Annotated in this window: 19 protein-coding genes; 12 read left to right on the top strand and 7 right to left on the bottom strand. The window is 50.3% G+C overall.

Features of this window, described 5'->3' with window-relative positions; translation table 11 throughout:
• Positions 1–73 precede the first annotated feature (73 nt).
• The 4 genes from paaA (at position 74) to paaD (ending at position 3,120) form a co-directional block, all read left to right on the top strand.
• Entirely contained in the window at positions 74–1,060 is a 987-nt protein-coding gene (gene paaA / locus ACXYMU_RS05175; protein ID WP_458985297.1) for a 1,2-phenylacetyl-CoA epoxidase subunit PaaA, read from the top strand.
• A gap of 100 nt (positions 1,061–1,160) precedes the next feature.
• Positions 1,161–1,802, top strand: coding sequence for a phenylacetic acid degradation b (locus ACXYMU_RS05170; protein WP_458985296.1), 642 nt, complete (start codon positions 1,161–1,163; stop codon positions 1,800–1,802).
• Complete coding sequence (gene paaC, locus ACXYMU_RS05165) at positions 1,799–2,554, top strand: 1,2-phenylacetyl-CoA epoxidase subunit PaaC (protein ID WP_458985295.1); 756 nt, start codon at positions 1,799–1,801, stop codon at positions 2,552–2,554. The genes ACXYMU_RS05170 and paaC overlap by 4 nt, the downstream gene beginning before the upstream one ends.
• 80 nt (positions 2,555–2,634) lie before the next feature.
• Positions 2,635–3,120: a 1,2-phenylacetyl-CoA epoxidase subunit PaaD gene (gene paaD, locus ACXYMU_RS05160; RefSeq protein WP_458985294.1), complete on the top strand. Its 486-nt coding sequence runs from the start codon at positions 2,635–2,637 to the stop codon at positions 3,118–3,120.
• 95 nt (positions 3,121–3,215) lie between these two features.
• On the opposite strand, the gene ACXYMU_RS05155 is transcribed toward paaD, so the two are convergent.
• Both ACXYMU_RS05155 and ACXYMU_RS05150 read right to left on the bottom strand, forming a co-directional pair.
• A complete protein-coding gene (locus ACXYMU_RS05155) occupies positions 3,216–4,946 on the bottom strand; it encodes a M3 family oligoendopeptidase (protein ID WP_458985293.1) in 1,731 nt (576 codons plus the stop codon).
• A gap of 116 nt (positions 4,947–5,062) precedes the next feature.
• Complete coding sequence (locus ACXYMU_RS05150) at positions 5,063–6,145, bottom strand: 2Fe-2S iron-sulfur cluster-binding protein (protein ID WP_458985292.1); 1,083 nt, start codon at positions 6,143–6,145, stop codon at positions 5,063–5,065.
• Positions 6,146–6,413: 268 nt separating this feature from the next.
• Here ACXYMU_RS05150 and ACXYMU_RS05145 point away from each other — a divergent pair, with 268 nt between their 5' ends.
• From ACXYMU_RS05145 to ACXYMU_RS05135, 3 genes are all read left to right on the top strand, one after another.
• Positions 6,414–6,974 (top strand): HNH endonuclease, encoded by a 561-nt coding sequence (locus ACXYMU_RS05145; RefSeq protein ID WP_458985291.1) that lies wholly within the window; start codon positions 6,414–6,416, stop codon positions 6,972–6,974.
• A gap of 60 nt (positions 6,975–7,034) precedes the next feature.
• Positions 7,035–7,736: a peptidoglycan DD-metalloendopeptidase family protein gene (locus tag ACXYMU_RS05140; protein WP_458985290.1), complete on the top strand. Its 702-nt coding sequence runs from the start codon at positions 7,035–7,037 to the stop codon at positions 7,734–7,736.
• Positions 7,737–7,827: 91 nt separating this feature from the next.
• Complete coding sequence (locus ACXYMU_RS05135; RefSeq protein ID WP_458985289.1) at positions 7,828–8,649, top strand: mechanosensitive ion channel family protein; 822 nt, start codon at positions 7,828–7,830, stop codon at positions 8,647–8,649.
• Positions 8,650–8,751: 102 nt separating this feature from the next.
• On the opposite strand, the gene ACXYMU_RS05130 is transcribed toward ACXYMU_RS05135, so the two are convergent.
• Positions 8,752–9,960, bottom strand: a complete 1,209-nt coding sequence (locus tag ACXYMU_RS05130; RefSeq protein WP_458985288.1) for an ABC transporter permease — start codon at positions 9,958–9,960, stop codon at positions 8,752–8,754.
• A gap of 72 nt (positions 9,961–10,032) precedes the next feature.
• On the opposite strand from ACXYMU_RS05130, the gene ACXYMU_RS05125 reads away from it, so the two are divergent.
• The 3 genes from ACXYMU_RS05125 (at position 10,033) to ACXYMU_RS05115 (ending at position 12,813) form a co-directional block, all read left to right on the top strand.
• A complete protein-coding gene (locus ACXYMU_RS05125) occupies positions 10,033–11,253 on the top strand; it encodes an exo-beta-N-acetylmuramidase NamZ family protein (RefSeq protein WP_458985287.1) in 1,221 nt (406 codons plus the stop codon).
• Positions 11,254–11,255: 2 nt separating this feature from the next.
• Entirely contained in the window at positions 11,256–12,185 is a 930-nt protein-coding gene (gene fmt, locus ACXYMU_RS05120; RefSeq protein ID WP_458985286.1) for a methionyl-tRNA formyltransferase, read from the top strand.
• 142 nt (positions 12,186–12,327) lie between these two features.
• Positions 12,328–12,813, top strand: coding sequence for a dihydrofolate reductase (locus ACXYMU_RS05115; protein ID WP_458985285.1), 486 nt, complete (start codon positions 12,328–12,330; stop codon positions 12,811–12,813).
• Between the two features lie 81 nt (positions 12,814–12,894).
• Here the strand turns inward: ACXYMU_RS05115 and porU2 are convergent, their stop codons facing one another.
• Complete coding sequence (gene porU2 / locus ACXYMU_RS05110) at positions 12,895–17,931, bottom strand: putative type IX secretion system sortase PorU2 (RefSeq protein WP_458985284.1); 5,037 nt, start codon at positions 17,929–17,931, stop codon at positions 12,895–12,897.
• Between the two features lie 37 nt (positions 17,932–17,968).
• The gene (locus tag ACXYMU_RS05105; protein WP_458985283.1) at positions 17,969–19,069 is read right to left on the bottom strand and encodes a putative type IX sorting system protein PorV2; all 1,101 of its coding nucleotides are present in this window, start codon (positions 19,067–19,069) and stop codon (positions 17,969–17,971) included.
• 279 nt (positions 19,070–19,348) lie between these two features.
• Between ACXYMU_RS05105 and ACXYMU_RS05100 the strand changes: the two genes are divergently transcribed.
• Together ACXYMU_RS05100 and ACXYMU_RS05095 are read left to right on the top strand one after the other, a co-directional pair.
• A complete protein-coding gene (locus tag ACXYMU_RS05100) occupies positions 19,349–19,693 on the top strand; it encodes a PadR family transcriptional regulator (protein WP_458985282.1) in 345 nt (114 codons plus the stop codon).
• Positions 19,690–22,182 carry a PspC domain-containing protein gene (locus ACXYMU_RS05095; RefSeq protein WP_458985281.1) on the top strand — a complete coding sequence of 831 codons (2,493 nt, stop codon included), beginning with the start codon at positions 19,690–19,692 and terminating at the stop codon, positions 22,180–22,182. Before ACXYMU_RS05100 ends, ACXYMU_RS05095 begins: the two co-directional genes overlap by 4 nt.
• A 194-nt stretch (positions 22,183–22,376) precedes the next feature.
• Here ACXYMU_RS05095 and ACXYMU_RS05090 read toward each other — a convergent pair whose 3' ends face one another.
• Both ACXYMU_RS05090 and ACXYMU_RS05085 read right to left on the bottom strand, forming a co-directional pair.
• Entirely contained in the window at positions 22,377–23,789 is a 1,413-nt protein-coding gene (locus ACXYMU_RS05090; RefSeq protein ID WP_458985280.1) for a CCA tRNA nucleotidyltransferase, read from the bottom strand.
• A gap of 187 nt (positions 23,790–23,976) precedes the next feature.
• Complete coding sequence (locus tag ACXYMU_RS05085; RefSeq protein WP_458985279.1) at positions 23,977–24,549, bottom strand: L-threonylcarbamoyladenylate synthase; 573 nt, start codon at positions 24,547–24,549, stop codon at positions 23,977–23,979.
• Positions 24,550–25,135 lie beyond the last annotated feature (586 nt).

Genomic DNA, 25,135 nt, shown 5'->3' with positions numbered 1-25,135 from the left:
TTACTCACTATCTAACATGCCGGGCTGGTAACGCGGCCCGGCATTTTTTAAGAACCTTAAAACTTTATATATCATGTACGGAGGAGGAAACGTTTTTGAGGCTACTAAATTCGACGACCTGCAGACTGAAGACCCTGCGAAACTGGCCGAGTTTGAAGCACGCATAGCGCGTGGCGAGAAAATTGAGCCGAATGATTGGATGCCGGCGCTCTACCGCAAGCAGCTGGTTCGGATGATTGAGCAGCATGCGCATTCTGAGATCATCGGGTCTTTGCCGGAAGGCACCTGGATTACCCGTGCCCCTGGCTTCCGCCGCAAAATGGCGCAAATGGCCAAGGTGCAAGACGAGGTCGGCCATGCGCAGCTGCTGTACTCCGCCGCCGAAACGCTGGGCAAGTCGCGGGAGCAGATGCTGACCGATTTGATCAACGGCAAGTCCAAGTACTCCAACGTGTTTAATTACCCGGCCCTCACCTGGGCTGACTCTAACATCATTTCCTGGCTTATTGACGCAGGGGCTATTGTAAACCAGATGGCGAACGCCAAAGGCAGCTATGGCCCATACTCCCGTGCGCTGGAGCGCATCTGCGCTGAGGAGGCATTTCACCTGAAGTACGGACATGATGCTGTGGTACACATGGCTACCGGCTCTCCGAAGCAACGCGAAATGATTCAGGCTGCCCTTAACCGCTGGTGGGGACCGATCATGACTTTCTTCGGACCTGCCGATAAGATGAGCACCCACACGGAAACCCTGATGCGCTGGAAAGTAAAAATGGCCACTAACGATGAGTGCCGCCAGCAGTTCCTGGATATGTATGTGCCGAAGATCTGGGAACTTGGTTTAACTGTGCCGGACCCTAATCTGAAGAAAAACGCTGAAACGGGTGAGTGGGAGTTCTCAGAGCCTGACTGGGATGAGTTCAAGCGTGTAATTAATGGAGATGGCCCGTGCAACGCCGAGCGTTTGGCTGTTCGCCGCACTGCTGAGGAGCGTGGTGCCTGGGTGCGCCGGGCACTGCTTAACCCAAAGGCAAAATACGTAAAGCCCCTGGCTTAGCAGCAATTATAAATTAGAGACCGAAGCGGTGCGTGTGGCTGCTCCTGTGAAAGCGCACCTACCTTTTTGACTTCTAATTTTGAATTCATAATCAAAAGAGATGAGCTTAAAATCATTAGACCCTCGCGTAACGCGGTTAAACCTTCCGGAAGGCGAAGTGCCTCCGATGGAGGAAAAACCGCTGTTAGATCAGTTTGAGACATACGAAGTTTTCCATCAGAAGAAGGAGGGCGCAGCCCATACCTATGTAGGCCCAGTGCATGCTCCAAACGAGGACGTTGCCTTCCTATTCGCCAAAGAGCAGTATAGCCGCCGCTTTACCTGCGTTGGCTTATGGATCGTGCGCACCGAAAACATACAGGTAACCCCTTATGCCAACGATGGGGAGATTGTTTACAACATGCTCAAGGCAGAGGAACCAGCCGAGCAGACCGCGCAAGCGGAGCCATATGAGATTTTCCATTTAAAAAAGCGTGGCAAAGCGCATTCCCATGCTGGCCGCGTGTTGGCTACTTCATACCTCGAGGCACTGCAGGAAGCCAAGAAAGCGTTTGGCGAGAAAGGCCCCGTGGTTAATGTTTGGGTCGTGAAATCGAAGGATGTGCTGCAGTCGGCTGAGGAAGACAAGGACATATGGGCAACAGTACCGGAGAAAAAGTACCGCGAGGCCATTGCCTATAAGGTAATGGACAGGATCACGAAATTTAAGGAGGAGCGTAAAAACACAGAGGTGCAATCATGAACGAGTTAGCAATAAAAGACCTGTTATACAAACTGGCAGACGACCAGCTAATATTTGGCCACCGCAACTCTGAGTGGACAGGCTTCGGCCCGATCCTGGAAGAGGATATTGCCTTCTCTTCGATGGCGCAGGATAAAATCGGCCATAGCCTGGCATTTTACACGCTACTGCACGAGCTAGGTGAAGCAGAGCCCGATACGGTTGCCTTCAACCGAAACGCTAACCAGTTTCATAACAGCCAATTGGTCGAGTTGCCAAACGGCGAGTACGACTTCAGCCTGATCCGTCACTTCCTCTACGACAACGCCGAAATTATCCGTTTCGAGATGCTGGCGCATTCCAGCAATGAGCCAATTGCTAAGGTAGCCACCAAACTGAAAGGCGAAGTGAAGTACCATGTGTTGCATGCCAATACCTGGATTAAGAACCTGGGCACATCTACTGAGGAGGCTATCCTCCGCCTGCAGTATTCGCTAGAAGAGGCGTTGCCTTATGCTTTGGGTATATTCGAGCCATCGCAGTATGAGCAGGAGCTGATTGCTGCTGGTGTCTATGCGGGCGAAGAGGCTGTGAAAGCTGAATGGCTGCAGCGTATCCAGGCTGTTATTGAGAAGACTGACCTTAAGCTTCCTGACCTTGGTCCGATTGAACCCAAGTTTGGTGGTAGAAGAGGTGAACATACCGAGCACCTGCAGCCGCTCTTAGACGAAATGTCAGAGGTGTTCAAAATTGACCCTACTGCGGAGTGGTAGGTTTCCGTTGACCGTTGACTTTAGTCCGGGCAGTCTGAATTACAGGCAACGAACAATCATCAACGAATCACACCAAATAAATGCGCTTAACCAAAGAACACATATTAACCCTGCTGGAGGAAGTAAAAGATCCTGAGATACCCGTCTTATCGCTGGTAGACCTAGGGGTGATTACGGGAATTGAGATTTCAGAAGACGGCCACGTCACCGTTAACATGACTCCCACTTTTGCTGGCTGCCCTGCCATGGACTACATGAAAAAGGATGTAGCACGCACCTTAGAGAAGCACGGCATCAGCCAACACACCGTTAATATGAGTTTTGACAAGCCCTGGGACAGTAATAAAATATCAGAAAGGGGTCGGCAACACCTAAAGGAGTATGGCTTGGCCCCTCCTCCTAAGTATAACATAGTGCTTGACCTCGATATCATGGAGTATGCCACCTGCCCTTATTGCAACAGCGAGAACACCGCCATGCGCACTCCGTTTGGGCCGACACTCTGCCGCTCGATGCATTACTGCAACGATTGCCGGCAAATGTTTGAGCAGTTTAAACCGCTGTAGGTATAAATCACGCAGCCTTTGCTTTGCTGCTATTATAAAAGAGAAGCCCTGCTATATTTCTATAACAGGGCTTCTCTTTTTGCTTTTTATAGGATCTAAATCTTAGCCATTTCGTCTTTCACAAAGTCAACGAGGCTTTTGATGTAGTCTGTACTAAAATCAAACTTGATACCGGCTGCCTCATATACCTCCCCGATGGAAACGGTATAACCCAAGCTAAGCGCTTGCTTGTAGGCGGCCAACCCTTCTGTTGGGTTTTCCTTGTAGTTCTTCCAGACAGCTATAGCGCCAAGCTGGGCCATGGCGTACTCGACGTAATAGAACGGTACTTCGTAGATATGCAGCTGCTTTTGCCACATGAAGGGTTTGTACTTCTCCAGTCCTTCCCAGGTAACAGTTTTTTGATTGAAGGTTTCGAAAATGCGCATCCATTCCTGGTGGCGCTCTTCCTGTGTTTGCTCAGGATGCTCGTATACCCAGTGCTGAAATTTATCGACTGTGGCTACCCACGGGAACGTTTCCAGCACACTCTCCAGATGTATCTTCTTCGCGCGCTTTAACTCTTCTTCATCCTCAAAAAAGATGTCCCAATAATCCATAGAGATCAACTCCATGGACATAGAGGCCAACTCAGCAACCTCAGAAGGCGGGTGTTTGGCGGCATTGAGCTTTATCTCGCGGGTCAGGAACGAGTGGACAGCGTGCCCCCCTTCGTGCAGCATCGTAATCACGTCGCGCAAGCTGGAGGTGGCATTCATAAAAATGAACGGTACCCCAATCTCATCCAGCGGGTAGTTATACCCCCCCGGTGCCTTGCCCTTGCGCGACTCCAGGTCCAGGTGGCCCATTTCGCGCATTGTGGCCAGGCAATCGCCTAGATAAGTATCAAGGCTATAAAACACCTGCACGGTTTTCTCCAACAGCTCTTCCCCAGTCTGGAAAGGCTCCAGCGGCTTCCTGCCAGTAGGGTCAACATCCAGATCCCAAGGGCGCAATTGCGCCACGCCCAGTTCCTGTTTTCGCTCTTCATCCAATTTTGTCAGGAACGGAACGATTGTATCCTCGATGGACTGATGAAAATCAAAGCAATCCTGTGGGGTATAATCGAAGCGCCCTAAGGCAGCGAACATAAAATCCCGGAAATTCTCAAAATCTGCGTTGGTGGCTACCTGGTGGCGCAGCCTTAGCAGTTCATCAAACAGGTCGTCTAGCTTTTCGTGGTCTGCAAAACGGCGCTCTTGCACCGCACGCCATGCTTCTTCCCGAACGGCCCTGTCTGTGCGCTTTAGGCGGTCAGCGGCACGCTGCAGCGTTACTTCTTCTCCGTCCAAAGTTACCGTCATGGCACCGGTAATGGCAGCATACTGCTGTTGCTTGGTACTGATTTCGGTTTGGAGTGGGATGTTTTCTTCCCGGAAGATCTCCAGTGCCCGTTCCACACCGCGCAGGTATATTTTGTACTTCTCCTGATCCAGGGCATTCACGTAAGGCGAGTGCATCAGCTTCAGGTTCAGTTCATGGTCTAGGGGAGCGATGTACGGCTCAATCTCGGAAATGAAATATTGGAAAGCCTGTGTGGTTTCCTCATTTTGTGTGTCGCATGTCATCCGGATGTAGCGCCAGCCGAGGTCTTCGGAAAGGATACTTTCCAATTCGCTGCGGTCTTGCATCCATTTCTCCAGATCAGCCACATGCTGTATCTGTCGGCTCTTTAGCTCTTTAAAATAAGGCTGAAGCGTTTCCCAGGAGTCAACTTTGAAATCCTCGGGCAGGTATACCCTTGGTTTTCGTTTTGGTATGGTAAGGTTAGCAGTCTGCGTTGTCATTGTGGCACGAAGAATTTTAGAAGTACAATGTAGGCACTTCTCTTGAAAGTGCAAAAAAAAGCAGTGCCATCTGCAGAATAATCCTCTGGCACTGCTTCTTTATACGTAGTTAATACTTACCCGATTTCTATCACTACATTGGCTGTAAGCGGGTGGCCCACACAGTTTAACACGTAGCCTTCCTCCATTTCGGCATCCGAAAGGCCCTCTCGTTCGTCTAAATGCACTTTTCCGCTCATGCACTTGCCACGGCAAGCGGTGCACAGGCCTGCCTGGCAGGAATATGGCAGATCAATGTCCTGGTCAAGGGCGGCTTCCAAAATAGTCTGGTCAGGTGCTACCTCTACGGCATACTCAGCGCCTTCGTAAATAATGGTCACGGTTTGTGTTGTAATCTCACCATCCTCGTCTGTAGCGGCCACATCACCATGTTGCGGTGCTTCCGCTGCCGAGGCCTTGCTGCTCACAAAACTTTCCCGGTGCACGCGCTCTGCCGGCACATGCAGCACATCCAGGGCATGGCGCACTTCTGCCATCATCCCCTCAGGGCCACACATAAAGTACACGGCATCCGTCAGTTTGGCCAGCTGCAACCGCTCCAGAATCTTGATAATCAAGCTTTGGTTCATACGGCCACGGTGCTCGCAATCGTGCTTAGGCTGGCTGTATATATACTCCACATACAAAAGGCCTGCATGCTGTTGCTGCAGCCCCTGTAACTGGTCCCGGAAGATCACGCTGTCTTCGTCCCGGTTGCCATACAGTAGCGTCACGCGGCTCTCTGGCTCATCCTCCAACACCGACTTCAGGATTGACATCAGCGGTGTAATGCCGCTACCTGCTCCAAACAGAATCACGTGGCGCTGGTTTTCCGGTGCACAGGTGATGCAGAAGTTGCCCGTTGGCTCCATCACTTTTACCTCCTGGCCTACCTGCAGGTGGTCCACCAGATAATTGGATATAACGCCTCCTTCTACACGCTTTACAGTAATGGACAGCCGTGGCGCCTCCTTTGGCCCGCTGCTCAGCGAGTAAGATCGCCGAAACTCCTTTCCCTCAATCGGTAGGATCAGCGTCAGGAACTGGCCTGGCTTGTATGGGATGGTCTTCTTTTCGGGATGCTCAAAATGAACAGAAACAGCGTCGGGGGTTTCCCGGGTAATGTCTACAACCTTCAGGTTAAGATAAGGGCTACTCATAGTTTATTCGTTTGCTCGTGTTGGGTTTGTTAGAAAAAACTACTTTTCTGACTTAAAGTTACGATAATCCCGACTGTTCTTCGAAAGTTGCGTATAGAAACTGGCATTCCTGAATTTGAATATAAAAAGATTAATAATTTTAATGAATATTAGTTGTATCAGATATAAAAAAAGCTGCAACTTTACTGCATGCTGTGTGAGTATGAGTTAATCCTCGTGCTGGCTGGCAGTGTTGCGCATACCTGGTCCTTTTATTAATGAAAACAACATGCTGTATAAACTTACGCTCAAAAACTGTGAGAAAACCGTAGTCGTAGATGATAAAACCTACGAGTATATTCAAAACAACCCATACCTGCAACAGGTAGAATTTTTAAAGCACCTGCGTATCCACTCCAACGGATATGCTTTTTTCCAGAAGAACTGGCCCCTGAAGAACGGTAAGTACCGGAACGAGACAATTTACCTGCACAAGATGATTGGCGAGCAGTTGCTGCAGAAGCAGGAAAGCGACCTGAAACTGTATGTGCACTTTAAAAACGGAAACAAGCTGGACTGTCGCCTGGAAAACCTTGAATGGGCTCCGCTTTGCAAAATAGTGCGTAACACCTCCAAAACAGAGAACAAGTTAGGCGTACGCGGGGTGCACAAAGAGGCACAGAAATACCGCGCTATCATCCACTTCAACAAGCAACGCATCAACTTGGGCACGTTTGAAACCCTGCAAGAAGCGGCAAATGCCTATAGCAAAAAGTCAGAAGAGCTCTTTGGCAAGACCAAGAGCCTGAAGACACTTTCTAAAGTGACCGAGGAAGTGGCCCTCAGCTAATTTCTGCTTATACTTGTACCTGCCAAAAGTCTTAATTTCCCTCTTGGCAGGTATACGTATATGAACAAGCAGGCTAACCTTTCCGAAATCCTTCAGAGAAACCAGCAAGCCTTTGCCCCCGTGCTGGGTATGGATTTGAGCACAGGGCATGTATGCGCGCTGGATTTCACTGCCGCCAATACCCTCCTACAAGCTACCGATTTGCGCGACACTGCGGCCTTTGATGCTGCCGTGCAGCAAATGCTATCAGCAAAAAACGCCACTGTGGGGGTGGGCGGCTACCTTGAGGACCGCTTTATATACCGCCGCAGTCAGCACTTTGATGTTGCCGCTGAGAGCCGTAACCTGCATTTGGGCGTGGATGTATGGCTGGAAGCAGGTGCCCCGGTTTTCACCCCGCTGGATGCTACTGTGCACTCGTTCCAGAACAACGACAACTTCGGTGACTATGGACCTACCATCATCCTGCAACATGAGCTGGAGGGTGTTCCTTTTTATACCCTTTACGGGCACCTGTCTAACGCCTCGTTGCAAAACCTAAAGGCAGGCCAGCAGCTTAACAAAGGAGCGCAAATCGCTACGGTAGGTCCTTATCCTGAGAATGGCAACTGGCCGCCCCACCTGCACTTTCAGGTCATAGCCTCGATGGAGGGCCGGTCCGGGGATTTCCCGGGTGTGGCCACCACTTCAGAAAAGGCTGTTTACCAGCTGCTTTGCCCCAACCCCAACCTAATTCTGCAAAGCCGGCACTTGCCCCAGTAATTGCAAGTACCTCTATTTTTAACTAGAATTGCATTTTCCAGCGCTGTGCCAAATGCAGCGCTATTTTTTTAATCCCACAATTCAATTTCATATGATCCTGGATATTGACTCGATACGCGAGCTGGTTCTGAATTTTGCGATGGTGTATGGCCTGCGCCTTCTGGTAGCCGTTCTAATTCTGATTATTGGCGCCTGGGTCATCAAACGCATGAACGTGCTGTTGCAAAACCTGATGCTGCGCAAAAACGTGGACCCGTCGTTGCGCCCCTTTTTAGGCAGCATCATCAACGTATCGCTTTGGGTACTTCTGATTGTGTTGGTTGTGGCGCAAATCGGACTGGAGATGACCTCGTTTATCGCGGTGCTCGGCTCTGCTGGCTTGGCTATTGGCCTGGCTCTGCAGGGGAGCCTCTCTAATTTTGCCGGGGGCGTGCTTATCCTCACTATTAAGCCTTTCAGGGTCGGCGACTTTATTGAGGCGCAGGGGCAAGCGGGAACGGTGCACCTGATCAACATCTTTAACACAGTGATCAAGACAGGGAATAACCAGGTAATTTATATGCCTAATGGCCCGTTAGCGTCGAGTGTGGTGGTCAATTACTCGGTGGAGCCTACGCGCCGGATGGAGCTGAAACTGGTCATCAGCCCGGACAATAATTTGGCTTCGGTGAAGCAGCTGCTGCAAGACCTTATCAAAGACGACCCGCGCATCCTCGAAGACCCCGCTCCGGTTATCGCCGTTACGGAGTTCACAGAATACTCTCTCACCATCAGTATGCGCCTATGGGCCAAGAAGGAAGAGTTCTGGCCGCTGAATTGGGAAATGAACGAGCGCGTGAAGATTGCCTTTGCCGAGCAGGGCATTAAAGCACCTGCTCCAATTCAGAAACGAGAAGTGGTGACAGTCGCCTGACACAATCGCTGAACCTTAACAAAACTGCCAGCGCCCCTCTATTCAGTGGGGCGCTGGCAGTTATATACTTTGCAGGCAATTGTCGAAAGTCGGCAAATCTTATCAATCAAACTTGATTGCCTTGACTGGTTTAACGCGCGATACCATGGCAGCGGGAACGAGGATAGCCAGCATGGTCATTATCAGCGTAATCACATTCAAGCCAATAATTATACCTGGGTTCCAGCTTATAGGCACCCGGTCCATATAATAGTTTTCCGGGTCAAGGGGTATGACTTTAAAATAGTGCTGTATCGCACAAAAACCCAGACCAATCACATTGCCCCAAATAAGGCCTTTGATGGTAAGGCGCAGGCCACGGAAATAAAACACCTGCCGGATCTGGGCATCGGTAGCCCCTACGGCTTTCAGGACACCAATCATGTTGATGCGCTCGATAATCATAATAAAGACCGTGGAAACCATGTTGAACGAGGCCACAAAAATGATGAGCACCAGAAAGATGATCACGTTTTTACGCAACAGCTTCAGCCAATCAAAAAGCTGGGCGTGCCGGTCTGTGATCTTTTCGAGTTGCAGGTCGTAGTTCATCTGCTCAAATACCTGGTCTGCGGCCCGGTCTATCTGGTCAAAGTCCTGCAGCACAATCTCAATGCCTCCCACCAAGGTGTCGGGCCAGTTGTTCAACTCGCGTATCAGCGCCATGTCCCCGATCACGAACACCTCGTCGAATTCCTCCAACCCCGTATTAAAAATACCCTTGACTTTGAGTTTGCGGGCACGGGGCGGATTTTGAATAAAGTAGAAAATCGCCTCATCGTCTACCTCCAGGGCAAGTTTACTGGCAACGCTTTGGCTGATGAGCACGTCCTTTGACGAGGCTGTATCGGAGTAACTGATCAACTCCCCGGCCTTCAGGTTCTGCTGCATGGCGCTCATGTCATAGTCGGGCCCCACCCCCTTCAGCACTACGCCCAACACCTCATCTTCGGTTTTGATGATGGCGGTTTTGCGGGCGAAAGGCTGTATTTTCTTGATGCCGGCAATAGAGTCGGTCACCCCAATGTTCATGCTGATCGGCGACCCCTCGTAAGAGTTGTTCGTATCGTATTTACTTATTTGCAGGTGCGAGCCGAACGAGAAGATCTTATGCCGGATCTCGTCGCGGAAGCCTTCCAGAATAGCAAATGAAACGATCATGATGGCGATGCCTGCCGCTATGCTGATTATTGCTATTTTTGTGACCGACGAGGTAAACGAGCCGGCCTGCACTTCTGAGATTTTATCGGATATGTATCTGGATATGTTCACTCGTTTCGATTTCTTACAGCCTTAAAGATAGGTACGAAATTTGACTTCTGCCTTATGACTATGACACAGCCCATGCTTCTACTGCTTACTTCTTTTTTACTTGCCTTAGGCAACTGCGCCCCTAAACAAGCGCCTGCTACGGCGAGCGCCACAACACCTACCGAACAGCAGGCTCCCGCTGTCGCTGCGCAAAAGGCTAAACCTCTGAAAACGGGGGCTGAGCAACTCAGCGCATACCTGCCTCAACTGCAAGGCAAGCGTGTGGGGCTGGTCGTTAACCAGACCTCTGTTGTGGGCCAAACGCATTTAGTAGACACCTTGTTGAGCCGGGGCGTAGACGTAGTCACAATCTTTGCGCCAGAGCACGGCTTCCGGGGGGAGGCCGATGCCGGGGCCTATGTAAAAGACGCCAGGGACATCCGTACGGGCCTGCCGATTGTGTCGCTATACGGGAAGAACAAAAAACCATCGGCGGAGCAACTGAAGAACCTGGATGTACTGGTGTTTGACATACAGGATGTGGGTGCCCGATTTTATACCTACATCAGCACCATGCATTATGTGATGGAGGCTGCCGCCGAAAACAACAAACCGGTGCTGGTGCTGGACCGCCCTAACCCCAACGGACATTACGTGGATGGACCGGTATTGGAGAAAGCTCACACGTCCTTCGTGGGGATGCACCCCATCCCGATTGTGCATGGCCTGACGGTTGGCGAGCTGGCGAATATGATTAACGGCGAGAGATGGCTCGAAGGGCAGCGAAGGGCTAACCTGACGGTGATTCCTGTTGCCGGTTACACCCACAATACAGCGTACATCCTCCCTGTGCAGCCATCCCCTAACTTGCCGAATGCACAAGCGATTACTTTATACCCCTCACTTTGTTTATTTGAAGGTACTAACGTTAGTGTCGGCCGCGGCACACCTGTCCCTTTCCAGATTATCGGGAGCCCTTATTACAAAGACAAAAGCTTTGACTTTACACCCGAGAGCACTGCCGGCGCTACGAACCCGCCTTATAAAGGCCAGGCCTGCTACGGCATGGATCTGACAGATCCTTCCAAAGCGCAGCCTTTTACACTAGCATACCTATTGGAGATGTACCAGAACTCTTCTCAGCAGGACAAGTTTTTTAACAACTTCTTTGAGAAACTGGCAGGCACCTCCAAGTTGCGCGAGCAGATTATCAGCGGCAAAACAGAAGCTGAGATCCGCGCCAGTTGGGAGCCTGAGTTATCGGCCTACAAAAAACTCCGACAGCAGTACTTGCTATACCCTGAAAAGAACTAGAGATGAAACGAGATTTACGCATTGTGTTTATGGGCACACCCGATTTTGCTGTGCCTACCCTGCAAACGCTTGTTGAGCACCAGTACAAGGTGGTGGCTGTTATCACGGCGCCAGATAAACCCGCAGGACGCGGACAGAGGCTTAGTCAGTCGCCAGTCAAGGAATACGCTGTTTCCCAAAACATACCGGTGCTGCAGCCTACCAACCTCAAATCGGAGGTGTTTCTGGCGGAGTTACGGTCATACGAAGCTAATCTGCAGATTGTAGTGGCGTTCCGGATGCTGCCGGAGGTGGTATGGGATATGCCTGAGCTTGGTTCCTTCAACATCCACGGGTCGTTGCTGCCACAGTACCGCGGGGCTGCACCAATCAATTGGGCCATCATTAACGGGGAGAAAGAAACCGGTGTCACATCCTTTTTCCTGAAACATGAGATCGATACCGGTGATTTGATCTTCCAGGAGCGGGTTCCAATTTTAGAGGAAGATGACTTTGGCTCGGTTTACGAAAAACTGAAGTATAAAGGCGCAGAACTGGCGCTTCGCACGGTACAAGCCATTGAGCGCGGGGAAGTGCAGCCGCAGCCGCAGGTAATCTCCGCAGAAACGAAGCACGCGCCTAAGATATTCAAAGACACCTGCGAGATCAACTGGAACCAGCCCGCCCGGCAGGTGCATAACTTTATACGTGGCCTCAGCCCATACCCCGCCGCCTGGACTCGCCTGAACGGCAAAACCTTCAAGATCTTTAAAACGCAGGTACTGGATAATACAGCCGATGATTCAGTGCCTGGCCAGGTCCATACCGACAACAAGACGTTCCTGAACGTGCAAACCGCTGCAGGTGCTTTGTCTCTGCTGGACCTGCAAATGGAAGGCAAAAAGCGGATGCCGGTGCAGGACCTGCTGCGAGGGTATAAATTCGAGGCTTAAGAGCCAGACAAGCTGCTTCTTTCCTATACCAGGATCATGGTTATTGAATCTTAAATCAGCTATATGTTGTGCACTGCCGCTGTTACGCAGCATATTCCACCATTTATCTTATCCGCAACCTTACATTTTAGCCCAAAAAGAGATGATAGCAATTGTAGTAGCCGCCGCCGAGAACAACGTGATTGGGAAAGACAATAACCTGATTTGGCATTTGCCAGCCGACCTGCGGCACTTCAAGCAGATGACCATGGGCCACCCTATTGTGATGGGCCGCAAAACTTATGAGTCAATTGGCAAGCCGCTGCCCGGTCGCACCACCGTTATCATCACCTCTCAGGAAGACTATAAAGCGGAAGGATGCATTATCACGTATTCGGTGCAGGAGGCGCTGGATGAGGCAAAAAAGCTGGATGAAGCTGTATACATCATTGGAGGGGCGGAGATTTACAAGCAGGCACTCCCGCTCACAGATACCGTCTACCTTACCAGGATACACCAAGCTTTCGAGGGCGACGTGTCCTTCCCTGCTTTAGATACTGCCGACTGGGTCACCGTATCAGCCGAGCATCATCAACCAGATGAAAAGAACCCTTATAGCTATAGTTTCCTGGAACTTCAGCGAAAATAGAAAGGCGACTTAAATACTGATATAACAGAAACGGGCAGCTAGTTATAGCTGCCCGTTTCTGTTATATCAGTATTTTATTAGTTACCGAAGGATGTATAGCTTGCCATACCCGTTCTTAAACGCTTTGTCTCCAAACGTGATGCGGTGCTTCAACTCCTCCTCTGTTTTGCTCATCACCACACGGTACAGGTATACGCCATTTGCCAGCTTATCCCCGTAAGTATCGGTACCGTCCCAGGCATAGGCTGTTTTGTTATGCCCAATGCGTAATGGCCCCAATTCCTCTTTCATGATCTCCTTCACCACCTTGCCCGTCACGGTCAGGATTTGGATTTTCATGTGTTCTGGTATGGTGCTGCCTGTCAGGGTAAAGATAAAGTTGGTTTTAGAGGAGAAGGGGTTTGGGAACGGATAAAAGTTCGTTACACTTGCCTCACTGATCACTTCAAAACCAATCCTATACGGCGATATTCCCGATGACTTCCCAACGGCATCCTTCGCCCGCACCTCCATGGTATACTTACCGTCTGCCAGCTTATTTGGCTTATACTCCAGCTTAAAGTCGTTTTGTGCCGTGGCAGCTTTATAAGTTACCTCGTGCGGGTTGTTCAGCAGCGTAATCTCCTGCTCTGCCCCCTCCGGTGTAAGCAAGATCAGCGACATGCCTGCCGGGTCCTGCAAGTACACGTGCCGGTTTTCATCTTTCACAGTCACGCTGATGACTGGGCTTGGTGAGATGAGGTCTCCGTCCATGATGTGCACGCCATCAAAGGCCACATCCATAATCGGGTGCAATTTGGATTTCACCCGGAAGCCAACTTCGTAAATATTGTTGAAATAATGCTGCTCTGGTTGTACCCGAGGGTTCACGTAGATGCTCAGTTTGTAATTGCCATCCAAGGCCTGGGTTGACATAGTATAGCTGAACGTCACGGTTTCGTTGGCCGCCACTGGCTTAATCTTAAACCGTGTAACTGCTGGCTGCATACCGTCACCCGAAACGTTTACCTCCACCACCACAGAATCGCGGTAGGCTACCTGCGAGATGTTCTGGAAAGCCATCGGTACCGTAATGCTTCCTGCATTCGCCTGCTGTGTCAGCAACTCACTGCTTACCTTTACCAAATCGGGACGTATAATCCCCTCAGGCACCTCTTCATAAAGCACATACCACTGTTTTAACTGGGGTGCTGTGCGAGCCGTAGAATCAGACAGGAAAGCCGACAGCTTCAACTGGGGGTATAATTTCGCGTCTATACTAGCGATATCATGCGCCTTTTCCTTAACATCCGTCACCAGCACTGTTTCATTCCCTGCGGTATCTATACCCAATACGCTTAACTTATACCTGTCATCTCCGCCTTTGTGGGCTGCAATCTGATGATGTAGGCTACCCCATTTTTGGGCTGGCCCTATCGTAGTAGAAGTAAGCGTTCCGCTGGTGCCTGCAGAATGCAAGGTGGCATCGAGGGAAATTGACTGAGACAAGACGGGTGTAGAACTGGCTGTATTGGCTGTCAACTCCTGCGCCGTACCGGGCTCAGCGCCTTTTTGCCCGACAATCGCAAAAGGGGATCCTGTCACCAACTGGTCTATCAAGCTAGATCCTATGCTTTTAAAAGCGGCTTTCACATCGGTTGCGTATGTACTGAAGGGCACTTTGTTGATGCTGATGCCCAAGACATACTGGCCTTGAGGTACAGCAGCCAGAAAATTTTTCAAGTTTGCCACTCCTGCAGGCTTTGACAAGTCCCCGGTATCATAAAGGTATGGCACTTCTACCCAAGTAGAGCAAAAGTTGAAACCAGGTACCGAGGTAACGGGCTTTAAGGTATGTTTATCAATCACGATAAAGAAAAACCGAGGCACAGCTGAGCCGCTCGGGTTGCCACAGGCGCTATTCATCTCAGCCACACCATCTATAAAAATCCCGAAAGGAGATTCAGCATACCGGATATCACCACCTGCTGTATTGATTCGGACAGATCTTCGCGTAGGTGTAAACTTCCACTCCCTGCTCTGCTCCGACACGGCCTCTAAGCCAGTGGCGTGAACGCTTTTGAACTGCCCCACATGGCTTTGCGACCATCCCCCCTTTACGCTGGCGATATGCCGGAAAGAGTTAGTGATCCAGACAGTGTCTTCTTCAGCCGCATATTTAGTGAAGCGCGCGCGCCAATAATACACAGTGCTGTCTCTGGCGGCAGGTGGCAAAGTCACCTCCCAAAGGGGCACACCGGTATTGGCGATTGTGTGCGTCATCCGCAGGGGGCTATTGAAAGCCTGGGTGGTGTCTAATTCATAATAGAATCCCTGGTCATCAATCAGGTTGCTTGCCTGCACTGCAAGCTTCACATTACTTGTACCCACAATGCTGTAATTAGCGGGGTAAATGGCTGTGATGCTGCTGACCGGGAAGTAATGCTGGTACTGCGCGGTATTATTGGTTTCGCTGAGCTCAGCTACTGTATTCGGACTATCCAACGTGATTTCAAACTTGTTCATGCCAGCAGCTTGCACATTTTTATTTGAAAACTTCAGCAGCACTCTTCTGCCTTTGATAATTGGCCCGATCAGTAGACTGTCATGCAGCAGGACAGTGTTATCAGCCAAAGTCCTTTTTACAGAGACGTAAACGGGGTCTGTTATCGCCTTGCCTAAATTCTCTACCTCAAAAGCCACTGCAAAGCTATCCGCAGATGCTGTTACGATTTCGCTGTTCAAGCTCAGCACGTCAAAGCCGCCTTCCTTAATGGCATAGTCAGGCTTGCTTGGATTGTATAGTTTTAAGGCCGGGTCCCCTTGTAGTGTCATCTCTAAAACCATTGCCACAGCCAAGTCATTTGAGATTGCCTGCATCACCCGCTTGATAGTTTCCTTTTGAACTTCTCCTATAGAACTTCCATAAAACTGAGGGTCTCTGAAAGCAGCTTGATAAAAATAAGTAGAGTATACATTAAGGTAATTAGGATAGCCTGCGTCTACGTGGGCTATTAACCCCACTGCACCTTTGTCGGGCGTGTTCAGCCAGTCTTCCCCAAAAGACACATAGTTCGGGATAAACGCATTGCCCACGTTACAGCCGTTCATCAGCATCAGCGGGTATTTACCTTTGTTATTGTAGTTGTTCACTGCACTGGAGGCATACCCAATATCCAAGTCTGTGGTGCCCGGTGAACTGTGCCCAAAGAACGTCAGCAGGGAAAGTCCCTTATTCAACTGCTCTGACACATTAACCGCTTCCACAGTCTCGCTCACATTTTGCCGGTAACGTTCAATTACATTGGCGCCAAGCAGTGGACCTTCCGCTATGCTGGTATAAGCAGTTAAGTAATTGGTAATTTGGCTGATCTCAGAAGCTGTTTTTCCTCCTCCTAACTGCAAAATGTTCTTTCTCCAAGGCTCACCCTCCTTAACAGCTTCATACTCCTTTACCTTGTTTAGGTAAGCCATGATGGCCTCTGGGCTGGTAGCCGCCAATCGACCAATAGGCATGACAGGGGTATATGACCCCTGCTGGAAATCGGCAGAGAACAAGAGGTCTGAGGCAGGCACGACGCCGGTAGGCACCAAATCCAACTCGCTTACTTTAGGGTGTCTCGCTCCTACCTGGTAGTAGCTAAACTTTCCGGGGTAATATGTGGAGAAATACTCTTGGTCTGCGTACTTCACCCCTTTGCCTAGTATAAACAGTTGGGACGGCCGTTTGGAAGTGCCCATGTAATGCACCATCCGACGTATGGCGTTCGCAGAGAACTCCCCATAATGAAACTGATTCACGATCTGGTTCATCTCAACTAAAAGCGTGTCATACCCCCCACCAGCCGCAGAGGCCCTATAAGCCGCATAAGCATGAGGGGCGGTCGCCTGGCTTCCCGAAGCAGGCTTCATCAACTTCTTATTTGTAAGAATAAGGTAATTATGTTTATTAGGGTCTAGTGGCCTGAAGGTTAATGCCCGCCTCGTTTTCCCAATCGGCTTAAAGGGTTTAACCCCATCAGTAATTACTAATTTGCGGGTAGTACCGTTAGCTCCTACTACAAAGCCTTTCGTGGTTCCATTAACATGGCCTGCTATCCTGGTTACATTATAAGTATCCGTTATGTCATAGGCTATTGCTGTTGATGGCGTATTGGCTAGATTAAAAAATGGGGTAGCGCTTCTGGTAGAGTCCGTATACAAAAGCATTGACGACCCAGTGAAGACTGGTTTCTGAGGATAGGTAAATATGCCATAAGCAAAGCTAATCGCATTACCTCGTGTAGACGTGGCAACTGGAAACACCTGAATGGTGAACCGCCCTGTTGAACTAACATCGGTAAACTCCACTGCCTGTCGGTCTTTCGCCCACGCAAATTCGTCATATTCAAAATAATTGAGTTTGCGTGTTCCGGTCGGCGCAATCACATTCACATCAAATCTATGGAACTCAGGGAACGCCCCAACAGTGGCATATTCAATAACTGGTTTCGGTCCACTGGGCTCAACGTTCACTATGCCCGCAATTTCATATGATCTGGGGTTTATAGAAAAATGGGAGAAATAACCTTCTCCCTCGTCAAGCCAGGGTTGGCGGCTAGATGAATACAATTTCCCGTAGTTAAACCGATCTGCCCTAACTGAAATAGCCTTTTGCAAATGGTAGGGTTCCGGAGTGAGGCCTGTAAGAGCAGGGTTTAACTCGCGCATGCGCTTGCCCCCTCCAGGGTTTATAGTCAGAAAGTAAGCGGCCGTATCAGTGTATAAGCTGTGAAACTGATGAACCTGGTGCGCTGGATTTTTGTACAACTCCCTATCTAAAGCACCATCGTTTCGCTCGCCGTAGAACTCTACATAATCCTGCGCATCGAGCCTGCCATCCGCTTCGCCAGCCACGTATATCGAAACTTCCTTACCCCTGCGAAAGAGTTGCAAGTGTTGCGGGTTTACACTTCTCAAGCCAAGGCTATCCAGGAAGCCATAGCTTAGCCGGTGCAGTCCGGTGTTAACGACGCTTAGTTTATGATAAGATTTGGAATAATCTATCCACTCATTCCCATATACCTGCTGCGCCTGTACAGACCTAACCACAAAGGCTGAGGACAATAGGAACAGTAAAAACAGTAAGGATCGCTTCATCATTAAATAAGGTATAGACAAGGGCTTTTTTGAAGCTCTATTTATCGAAAGTATAAGCGAAGGACACAATAACGGATGAGGTGTTGGCCCCTCCCACAGAGTTACGCTCGCTGTTATTTACGCGTGACAGTGCCAAATCCAAGGTGATATCCCCGGTTCGGACCCCGATTCCGAAGTTTGGCTGGAGCCGTTTGGTGGTGCCTCCGTCGAAATTCCTTGTCTCCTGGTAGTTGTTGATTCCGCCTCGCACATAAGCTGTGTTAGCATAAGCCAGTTCTACGCCCACATGCGGGTCTACCGACACTACATCAGACTTGAGCCATACATTGCGTTTTCCATCGAAAGTAAAGTCCAGGTCAGCGGCTAGCAGGGCGGACAGCTTATCACTGAATTGGAAGGCCTTGCCTATACCCAGCACCAGCCGAGGCAGCGTCAGTTCAGCGGTGCTCTCGGGTAAATCGTTGCCTGTTTGCAGGTAGGCTGCTTCTAACTCTTCTACATTGTGCGTCCAGGCGGTAAAGGTGGTGGTGATATCTTTGGCCATCAGGCCGAACTGCCAGTTGCCGCGTTGCAATTGCGCGCCGGCATCTATCCCAAACCCGTAGGCGTTTGCAAACTCGCCCACATTACGGTAAATTATTTTGGCACTGGCACCCAGCATCAGGCCTGGCACAAGGTTGCTCCTGCGTGCATAAGACAGCAACATGGCATAATCAGCCACCGAAAAAAACCGAATACTGTCATACTGGATGTAGCCGTATTCGTTTTGCAGCCGCCGCGTGTCGGCAATGTCATCAACACCCAGGCGAATAACCGAGATGGCCAAAGCACTGTTGGTATCGAGTGGCATGGCAAAGCTGGCAAAATCATTTTTAGCGATGCCCGCAAACAACTCAGAGTGCATCAGGCTCACATTATACTTCCTGGAAAGGCGCAGGAGGCCAGCTGGGTTCCAGTAACCTGCCGTAGCGTCGTCGGCAATGGCGGCTTGCACATTGCCCATACCCAAGGCACGCCCCCCTACCCCAATATTCAGAAACTCATTGCTGTACTTGGGCGTGGATACCTGCGCCATTCCCGACGACCAGGCGAAGAGCAACGATAATACCCACAAGCAGTGAAGGGTAGACTTGGTCATATATTGTGTAGCGCTAAACTCAATTCAAAAAAATTATTTGGTACAAATTGCTTTCCTGCAAACGTGCGAAAGCACGCGTTAATTCCCCCTGCAACACGCCATAACCAGTTTTAGTTGAAAGTCAGCCTTAAAAATCTTGCATCAAAAATACTGATTAATCAAGAGATCCCTACCAACCTGTGAACCAATAAAATAATCTGCCGTAAATTATTTTATACAGTACCTTGCGTTACATAGTACCTTATCATATATTTGCCTCAACATTATAACCGAATCATCATGAAAGTAGAAAACACACAAGTGCAGATGAGGAAGGGTATCCTCGAATTCTGCATCCTGGAGATTATCTCTCGTGGTGAAGTTTATGCGTCGGATATGTTGGAAGAGCTGACAGCGGCCAAGATGATCGTTGTGGAAGGAACTCTCTACCCTTTGCTCACCCGACTGAAAAACGCGTCGCTTCTCGACTACAATTGGGTAGAGTCCACCTCCGGGCCACCACGCAAATACTACACCCTTACCGAGGCCGGGCGCGAGTTCTTGGAACAGCTTCGCCAAACCTGGACCGACTTAGTAGCCTCGACCGAATACATTATTCTAAACAAGAAAGCTCAGCAATCATGAAAAAGAACATAAGCATCAACTTGCAAGGCATCATCTTCCATATTGAGGAAGATGGCTACGAGCAGCTCAGCAACTACCTTGCTTCCATCAGAAACTATTTTTCTAACTATGAAGGCCACGAGGAGATTGTAGAGGATATTGAGGCGCGTATTGCTGAGATTTTCTCTGCCAAGCTCTCCCCGGGCAAACAGGTAATCTCACAGCTGGACGTGGCAGACCTGATCGCCCGGATGGGCAGCGTGTCTGACTTCGCGGTACTGGACCCGATAATGGAGGAGGACGCGCCACACGCACAGCCAAACCCTGAGGCGCACGACACAAACAGTGGCTACACCAGCACCGGCCCCAAAAGGCTGTTCCGCGACGTGAACCGCAAAGTCATCGCTGGGGTTTCGGCGGGCTTGGCCAACTACCTCAACGTTGACCCGCTTTGGATCAGGCTCTTCTTCGTGCTTTTTGTACTGTTGGGCATTCTCTCAGCGGGCATATCGGCAGCCATGGGCGTTATCCTATATGTAGCGCTGTGGATTGCGATGCCTGAGAACACGCTATTACCGGAAACATCGGCCAAAAAGCTATTCCGTGACCCGGACGATAAACGGCTGGCAGGTGTGGCCAGTGGCATAGCCAAGTATTTTGGCGTCGATGTATCGGTGGTGCGCATCCTGTTTATCGTCTCTATTTTCCTGGGGGGTTTTGGGATCATCACCTATATCGTGCTTTGGGTGGCAACACCCGAAGCCGTTACCCTGACCGAGCGCATGCAGATGCAGGGAGACCCGGTAACGCTGGCGGGCATCGAGAAAACGCTGAAAGACAACCTGAACATGAAAGACAGCAACGGCGAGGAAACGCCGCTTGCCAAAATCATACTGCTCCCCATCCGGCTTATATCGCAGCTTTTTGGCTGGCTCGGCACTGCGCTCGGCCCAATCTTGGCTTTCCTGATCACATTGATCCGCGTTGGGGCTGGTGTTATTCTGCTGGTCGTGTCTATTGGCCTTACGCTTGCCCTTTTCTCCACGCTTTTTGTAGCCCTTGGCATTGTTGAAGAGTCGCAGTATTTCGTCATCGGTAATCTTCCGGCCTCCGTACTGCTCGGGGGCTTTCCCAGGCTCGGACTGGTGGCAGGTTTTTTTGTAGGTCTTATCCCGCTGCTTTTCCTGACAGTGTTGGCGGCCAGCCTTTTAGCGAAACGCTTCTTTATGCGGCCCATTGTAGGCTGGTCGCTATTTGGGGTATGGCTGGTAAGCGTGTTCACGATGGGCACTATCATTGCCATGCACAGCACGAACTTCCGCCGCTCTGGCGAGGTGATCACCTCCAAGTCCTTCCCGACAACTGGCTTTGGCACCCTTACGCTGGATGCTTACGACACCACCTCTGACTTCAACCATATTAATGTGGATGTGCGTGCGCATAACAGCAGCAACGTGGAGGTGATACAGCGCGCGGCGGCAAAGGGCAGAACGGAAGAGGAAGCCCAGGAAAACGCCCGTATGATTACTTACCGCGTCGTGCACAAAGACTCCACCTTGCGCCTCGACAACAGCTTCGAGTTTAAAAAAGGCGCCCGATACCGCGACCAGGAGCTAAACATTACCCTGATGTTGCCACAAAACAAGCCGTTGCGCCTGACCCGCGAGTTTGTATACATGCTGCCTAGCGCTACCTTTACCCAAGACTATGGAACCGACAAGATTGTGCGCAACACCTGGCAGGTGAGTGGCGACCAACTAGAGTGCCTTACCTGCGCTGCCGACACACTAGGCACCGACGAGAACCGCAATGATTTTAGCCTAACCTCAGATGGCCAGACTTTGCGCGGCAGTGTGTTGCTGGACGAGGAAGAATACAGCAGTAACGTGCAGGTGTTTGACATGCGTGATTTTGACCGCGTAACCGTGAGCGGACCCTACTTTGTGCAACTGAAACAGGGCAATGACTATGCCGTGCAGGTACGCGCCGCTAACAAAGACTTGAAAATGCTGCAGGTTGAAAAGCAGGGCCGTGAGTTAATGTTGAGTTATAAAGAAAGGAGCATCAACATTTTTGAGGACCACGCCCCTGTCCTGATCCAGATTACGGCACCAGATTTCAAGCATATCGACCTGAGTGGCGCCATTAGGGCAGATATTGGGAGTATCACAACAGACGAACTGCGCCTGACTTTTTCAGGAGCCATCAAATCTGCCGCTGACCTTAAAGTGCGCAACCTCAAAGTAGACATCTCCGGGGCCTGCAAGAGCAACTTTACCGGCAGCGCTGAGAACTTTGAGCTGGACGTGACCGGAGCCGGATTGATTGATGCGGAGGACTTAAAAGCTACAACCGTGAAAGTAGACGCGACTGGAGCCAGCAAAGCCGATGTATATGCTACCACTACTTTGCGTGCTGAGGCATCGGGTGCCAGCCGCATCACGTACCGGGGCAACCCTGCCAATACCACCATCGACAGCAACGGACCGAGCTCAGTAAAGCGGCGTTAAATTTATACCCCATACATATAAAAAAGGTGGCACACCGATCTGTGTCAGCAGCGCCACCTTTCATATGCCATTCGTACAAAATAAAATTATTGAAAAGCTTCAGCAGCTTCCTCAGAAATTTATCATCCGGCGATAAGTAATATTTGTGAGGCACTGCGCGTTTACAGAGTACTAATGTTTGTTTAGTTGTTTGATTATCCTTGACGAAGCCCCATCGTTTTTCCTTTTTCTAACAGGAATGCGAAGGCTTCGTCAAATTCATTTCGCACCTTCCCCTCCAGTATCGCCTCCGTCAGGATCTCCTTCAGTTCGCCAACCGTTTTAGATGGCTTCAGGTCAAACGTATTCATGATAACCTCCCCGGTGATAACAGGCTGAAAATTGCGTAGCTTGTCGCTCTCCTCTACCTCTATTAACCGCTTCTCCACTTTATCGAAGTTTTGGAGATAACGCTTCACTTTGTTATCGTTTTTAGACGTGATATCGGCCCGGCACAGCATCATGAGCGCCTCCACATCGTCACCGGCCTCAAACAGCAACCGGCGTATAGCCGAATCCGTGACAGTTTCTTTCACCAAAGCAATCGGCCGAAGGTGCAGGCGTACCAGCTTCTGTACAAACTTCATGTGCTCGTTCAGGGGCAGTTTTAAGTTGGTGAATAGCTTCGGCACCATGCGTGCGCCACGGTCTTCGTGCCCATGAAACGTCCAGCCTACCTTCGGGGAGTAGCGCTTGGTATCAGGTTTGGCAATGTCGTGCATGATGGCCGCCCAGCGCAACCACAGGTCATTTGAAACCTCGGCCACATTGTCCAGCACTTGCAGGGTATGGTAGAAATTGTCTTTGTGGGCATTCCCGTTGATGGTCTCAACACCATGCAGCTCTGTCATTTTCGGGAAGATGAGTTGTAGCAAGCCCGACACAAACAGCAGTTTGAAGCCATAGGACGGCACCGGCGAGAGGATGATTTTATTCAACTCATCGGTAATGCGCTCCTGCGACACGATTTTGATGCGCTCTTTATTATCCGCGATGGCATCAAAGGTATCCGGGTCGATGTCGAAGCCCAGCTGCGAGGCAAACCGGATGGCACGCATCATGCGCAGCGGATCGTCGGAGAAAGTTATACCCGGCGCAAGCGGCGTACGGATGATTTTACGCTTCATGTCGCGGAGGCCACCGAACTCGTCAATCAGCGCGCCGTAGTTTTCCATGTTCAGGCTGATGCCCAAAGCGTTTATGGTGAAATCCCGCCGTTTCAGGTCATCGTCCAATGTGCCCAACTCCACTTCCGGCTTGCGCGAATGTTCCCGGTACGACTCCTTGCGGGCACCTACAAACTCCACTTCCCACTCGTCGGCGCGCAGCATGGCTGTCCCGAAATTCTTGAAGACAGATACCTTTGGCCTGTGAGGCAGCTTTTGCGCCACTTTGGTTGCCAAAGCAATGCCGTCGCCCACACACACAATGTCTATATCTTTTGATGGTCTTTTCAACACCAAATCCCGAACAAAGCCGCCAATCACATAGGCATCGGTGTTCAGTTCCGCAGCTGCATCGGCAACAACTTTAAAGATCGGGTGTTCGGGTAGTTCTGCTCTCTCCATCGCTTAAAAATAAAAACCTCAGTCCGCGTTGGCGCAGCCTGAGGTGCAAAATTAAGGTAATACCTTTTCAATTACGAATTAAGGGTTCTTAATTCCAAGTTTATATGCTCCCATGCCTCTTCCCAGCCATTTAGTCTGCGCCAGGACAAGACAGAGGCTTTATTTAAAAACAGATAAAAACCACCTGCTAATCACGCAGTACCTCCTGGCTGCCATCCGGGTTAATGCGGACAATGCGGGATGGCCGTGCTTCCATCTGGTCGTTCTGCCGCCAGGGCACAATGTAATCAACCCGTTGCCGGATTTCGTTGGAGACATCGCCATATGTTTTCGGGGAGGGCTCACCGCTAATATTGGCCGACGTAGATACAATTGGCCTGCTGATTTGCCGAATCAGGCGGTGGCAAAACTCATCTTTTACAATCCGGATGGCCACCGTACCGTCTTTTGCCAATACCTCATCGGGCAGGTTGCGTGGGTTAGAGAAAACATAGGTAGTAGGCCGCTCTTGCTGCTCCACCACCTCCTCAAAATCGGCAGGAATCTCCTGAACGTAGTGCCGCAACATCTCCTTATCGGCTACCAGCAAAATCATGGCTTTGGAGGCATCCCTTTCCTTCAGTTCCACAATCTTTTTCACGGCTGCCACGTTCCCGGCATCACAACCAATTCCCCATACCGTGTCAGTGGGGTATAAAATCACATTTCCCAGCAACAGCTCCTCTTCGGCAGCCTGCACCGCTTTTATCAACTGTTTCATCTTGATTGTTCTATCATGGTTTGATGGCTAAATGGTTGTTTCTGTTATATTCAACTAGAAGCTATTTCAAAAATACCTTCGCATGCTTTTCCTGCAGGCTAGCAGGACGAAGGCCAGGTCGCTTGCAGCTTTATACGCATCCCTGCCCAAGGTGCTCCTGAAATTGAAGAGCCAGACGAAGAAGCGCTTCCACTTTCCACCTTTTGCGGTAGCGCCTGAGCGATCTACCGCCCTATATCTTTTTCTTTACCCTGTTTTTGCGGTGCGGGGCAGTTGCTCTATGAAACCTTGCCTGCCCCGTGATAGTAGGCCGAGGCGGCTGAGACAGCTAAAACAAGACTTGTAACGTTGAGTGGCTGCCATGCGCTTGGCGCCCTTGCCGCGCGTAGTCGTTCCCACAGCAGCGCCCCCGTTTAGTCCATGCAGCAAGGGACGTCAATAAAGCACGCGCTTAAGTCCACACCGCCTTGCTCCATCAGGTCCTTTGCTTTCCCACTGCTCCTTTATTGGCTCCATACAAGCGTCACAAAAAAGCTCAAGCGCTGATTTGAGATCGCTTCTAATGATTTACCAATTCAACCAAACA

It is taken from the genome of Pontibacter sp. CAU 1760 (assembly GCF_054482735.1).
The sequence above is the reverse complement of the archived record's forward strand: the minus strand, read 5'-3'. Positions and strand labels throughout refer to the sequence as shown.

Bases quoted from the DNA above. Each gene is read 5' to 3' on its own strand.
- ACXYMU_RS05170 (WP_458985296.1), top strand. From the start codon at position 1,161: ATGAGCTTAAAATCATTAGACCCTCGCGTAACGCGGTTAAACCTTCCG.
- paaC (WP_458985295.1), top strand. From the start codon at position 1,799: ATGAACGAGTTAGCAATAAAAGACCTGTTATACAAACTGGCAGACGAC.
- ACXYMU_RS05135 (WP_458985289.1), top strand. From the start codon at position 7,828: ATGATCCTGGATATTGACTCGATACGCGAGCTGGTTCTGAATTTTGCG.
- ACXYMU_RS05095 (WP_458985281.1), top strand. From the start codon at position 19,690: ATGAAAAAGAACATAAGCATCAACTTGCAAGGCATCATCTTCCATATT.
- fmt (WP_458985286.1), top strand. From the start codon at position 11,256: ATGAAACGAGATTTACGCATTGTGTTTATGGGCACACCCGATTTTGCT.
- paaD (WP_458985294.1), top strand. From the start codon at position 2,635: ATGCGCTTAACCAAAGAACACATATTAACCCTGCTGGAGGAAGTAAAA.
- paaA (WP_458985297.1), top strand. From the start codon at position 74: ATGTACGGAGGAGGAAACGTTTTTGAGGCTACTAAATTCGACGACCTG.
- ACXYMU_RS05140 (WP_458985290.1), top strand. From the start codon at position 7,035: ATGAACAAGCAGGCTAACCTTTCCGAAATCCTTCAGAGAAACCAGCAA.
- ACXYMU_RS05155 (WP_458985293.1), bottom strand. From the start codon at position 4,946: ATGACAACGCAGACTGCTAACCTTACCATACCAAAACGAAAACCAAGG.
- ACXYMU_RS05100 (WP_458985282.1), top strand. From the start codon at position 19,349: ATGAAAGTAGAAAACACACAAGTGCAGATGAGGAAGGGTATCCTCGAA.
- porU2 (WP_458985284.1), bottom strand. From the start codon at position 17,931: ATGAAGCGATCCTTACTGTTTTTACTGTTCCTATTGTCCTCAGCCTTT.
- ACXYMU_RS05105 (WP_458985283.1), bottom strand. From the start codon at position 19,069: ATGACCAAGTCTACCCTTCACTGCTTGTGGGTATTATCGTTGCTCTTC.
- ACXYMU_RS05090 (WP_458985280.1), bottom strand. From the start codon at position 23,789: ATGGAGAGAGCAGAACTACCCGAACACCCGATCTTTAAAGTTGTTGCC.
- ACXYMU_RS05085 (WP_458985279.1), bottom strand. From the start codon at position 24,549: ATGAAACAGTTGATAAAAGCGGTGCAGGCTGCCGAAGAGGAGCTGTTG.
- ACXYMU_RS05115 (WP_458985285.1), top strand. From the start codon at position 12,328: ATGATAGCAATTGTAGTAGCCGCCGCCGAGAACAACGTGATTGGGAAA.
- ACXYMU_RS05150 (WP_458985292.1), bottom strand. From the start codon at position 6,145: ATGAGTAGCCCTTATCTTAACCTGAAGGTTGTAGACATTACCCGGGAA.
- ACXYMU_RS05145 (WP_458985291.1), top strand. From the start codon at position 6,414: ATGCTGTATAAACTTACGCTCAAAAACTGTGAGAAAACCGTAGTCGTA.
- ACXYMU_RS05125 (WP_458985287.1), top strand. From the start codon at position 10,033: ATGCTTCTACTGCTTACTTCTTTTTTACTTGCCTTAGGCAACTGCGCC.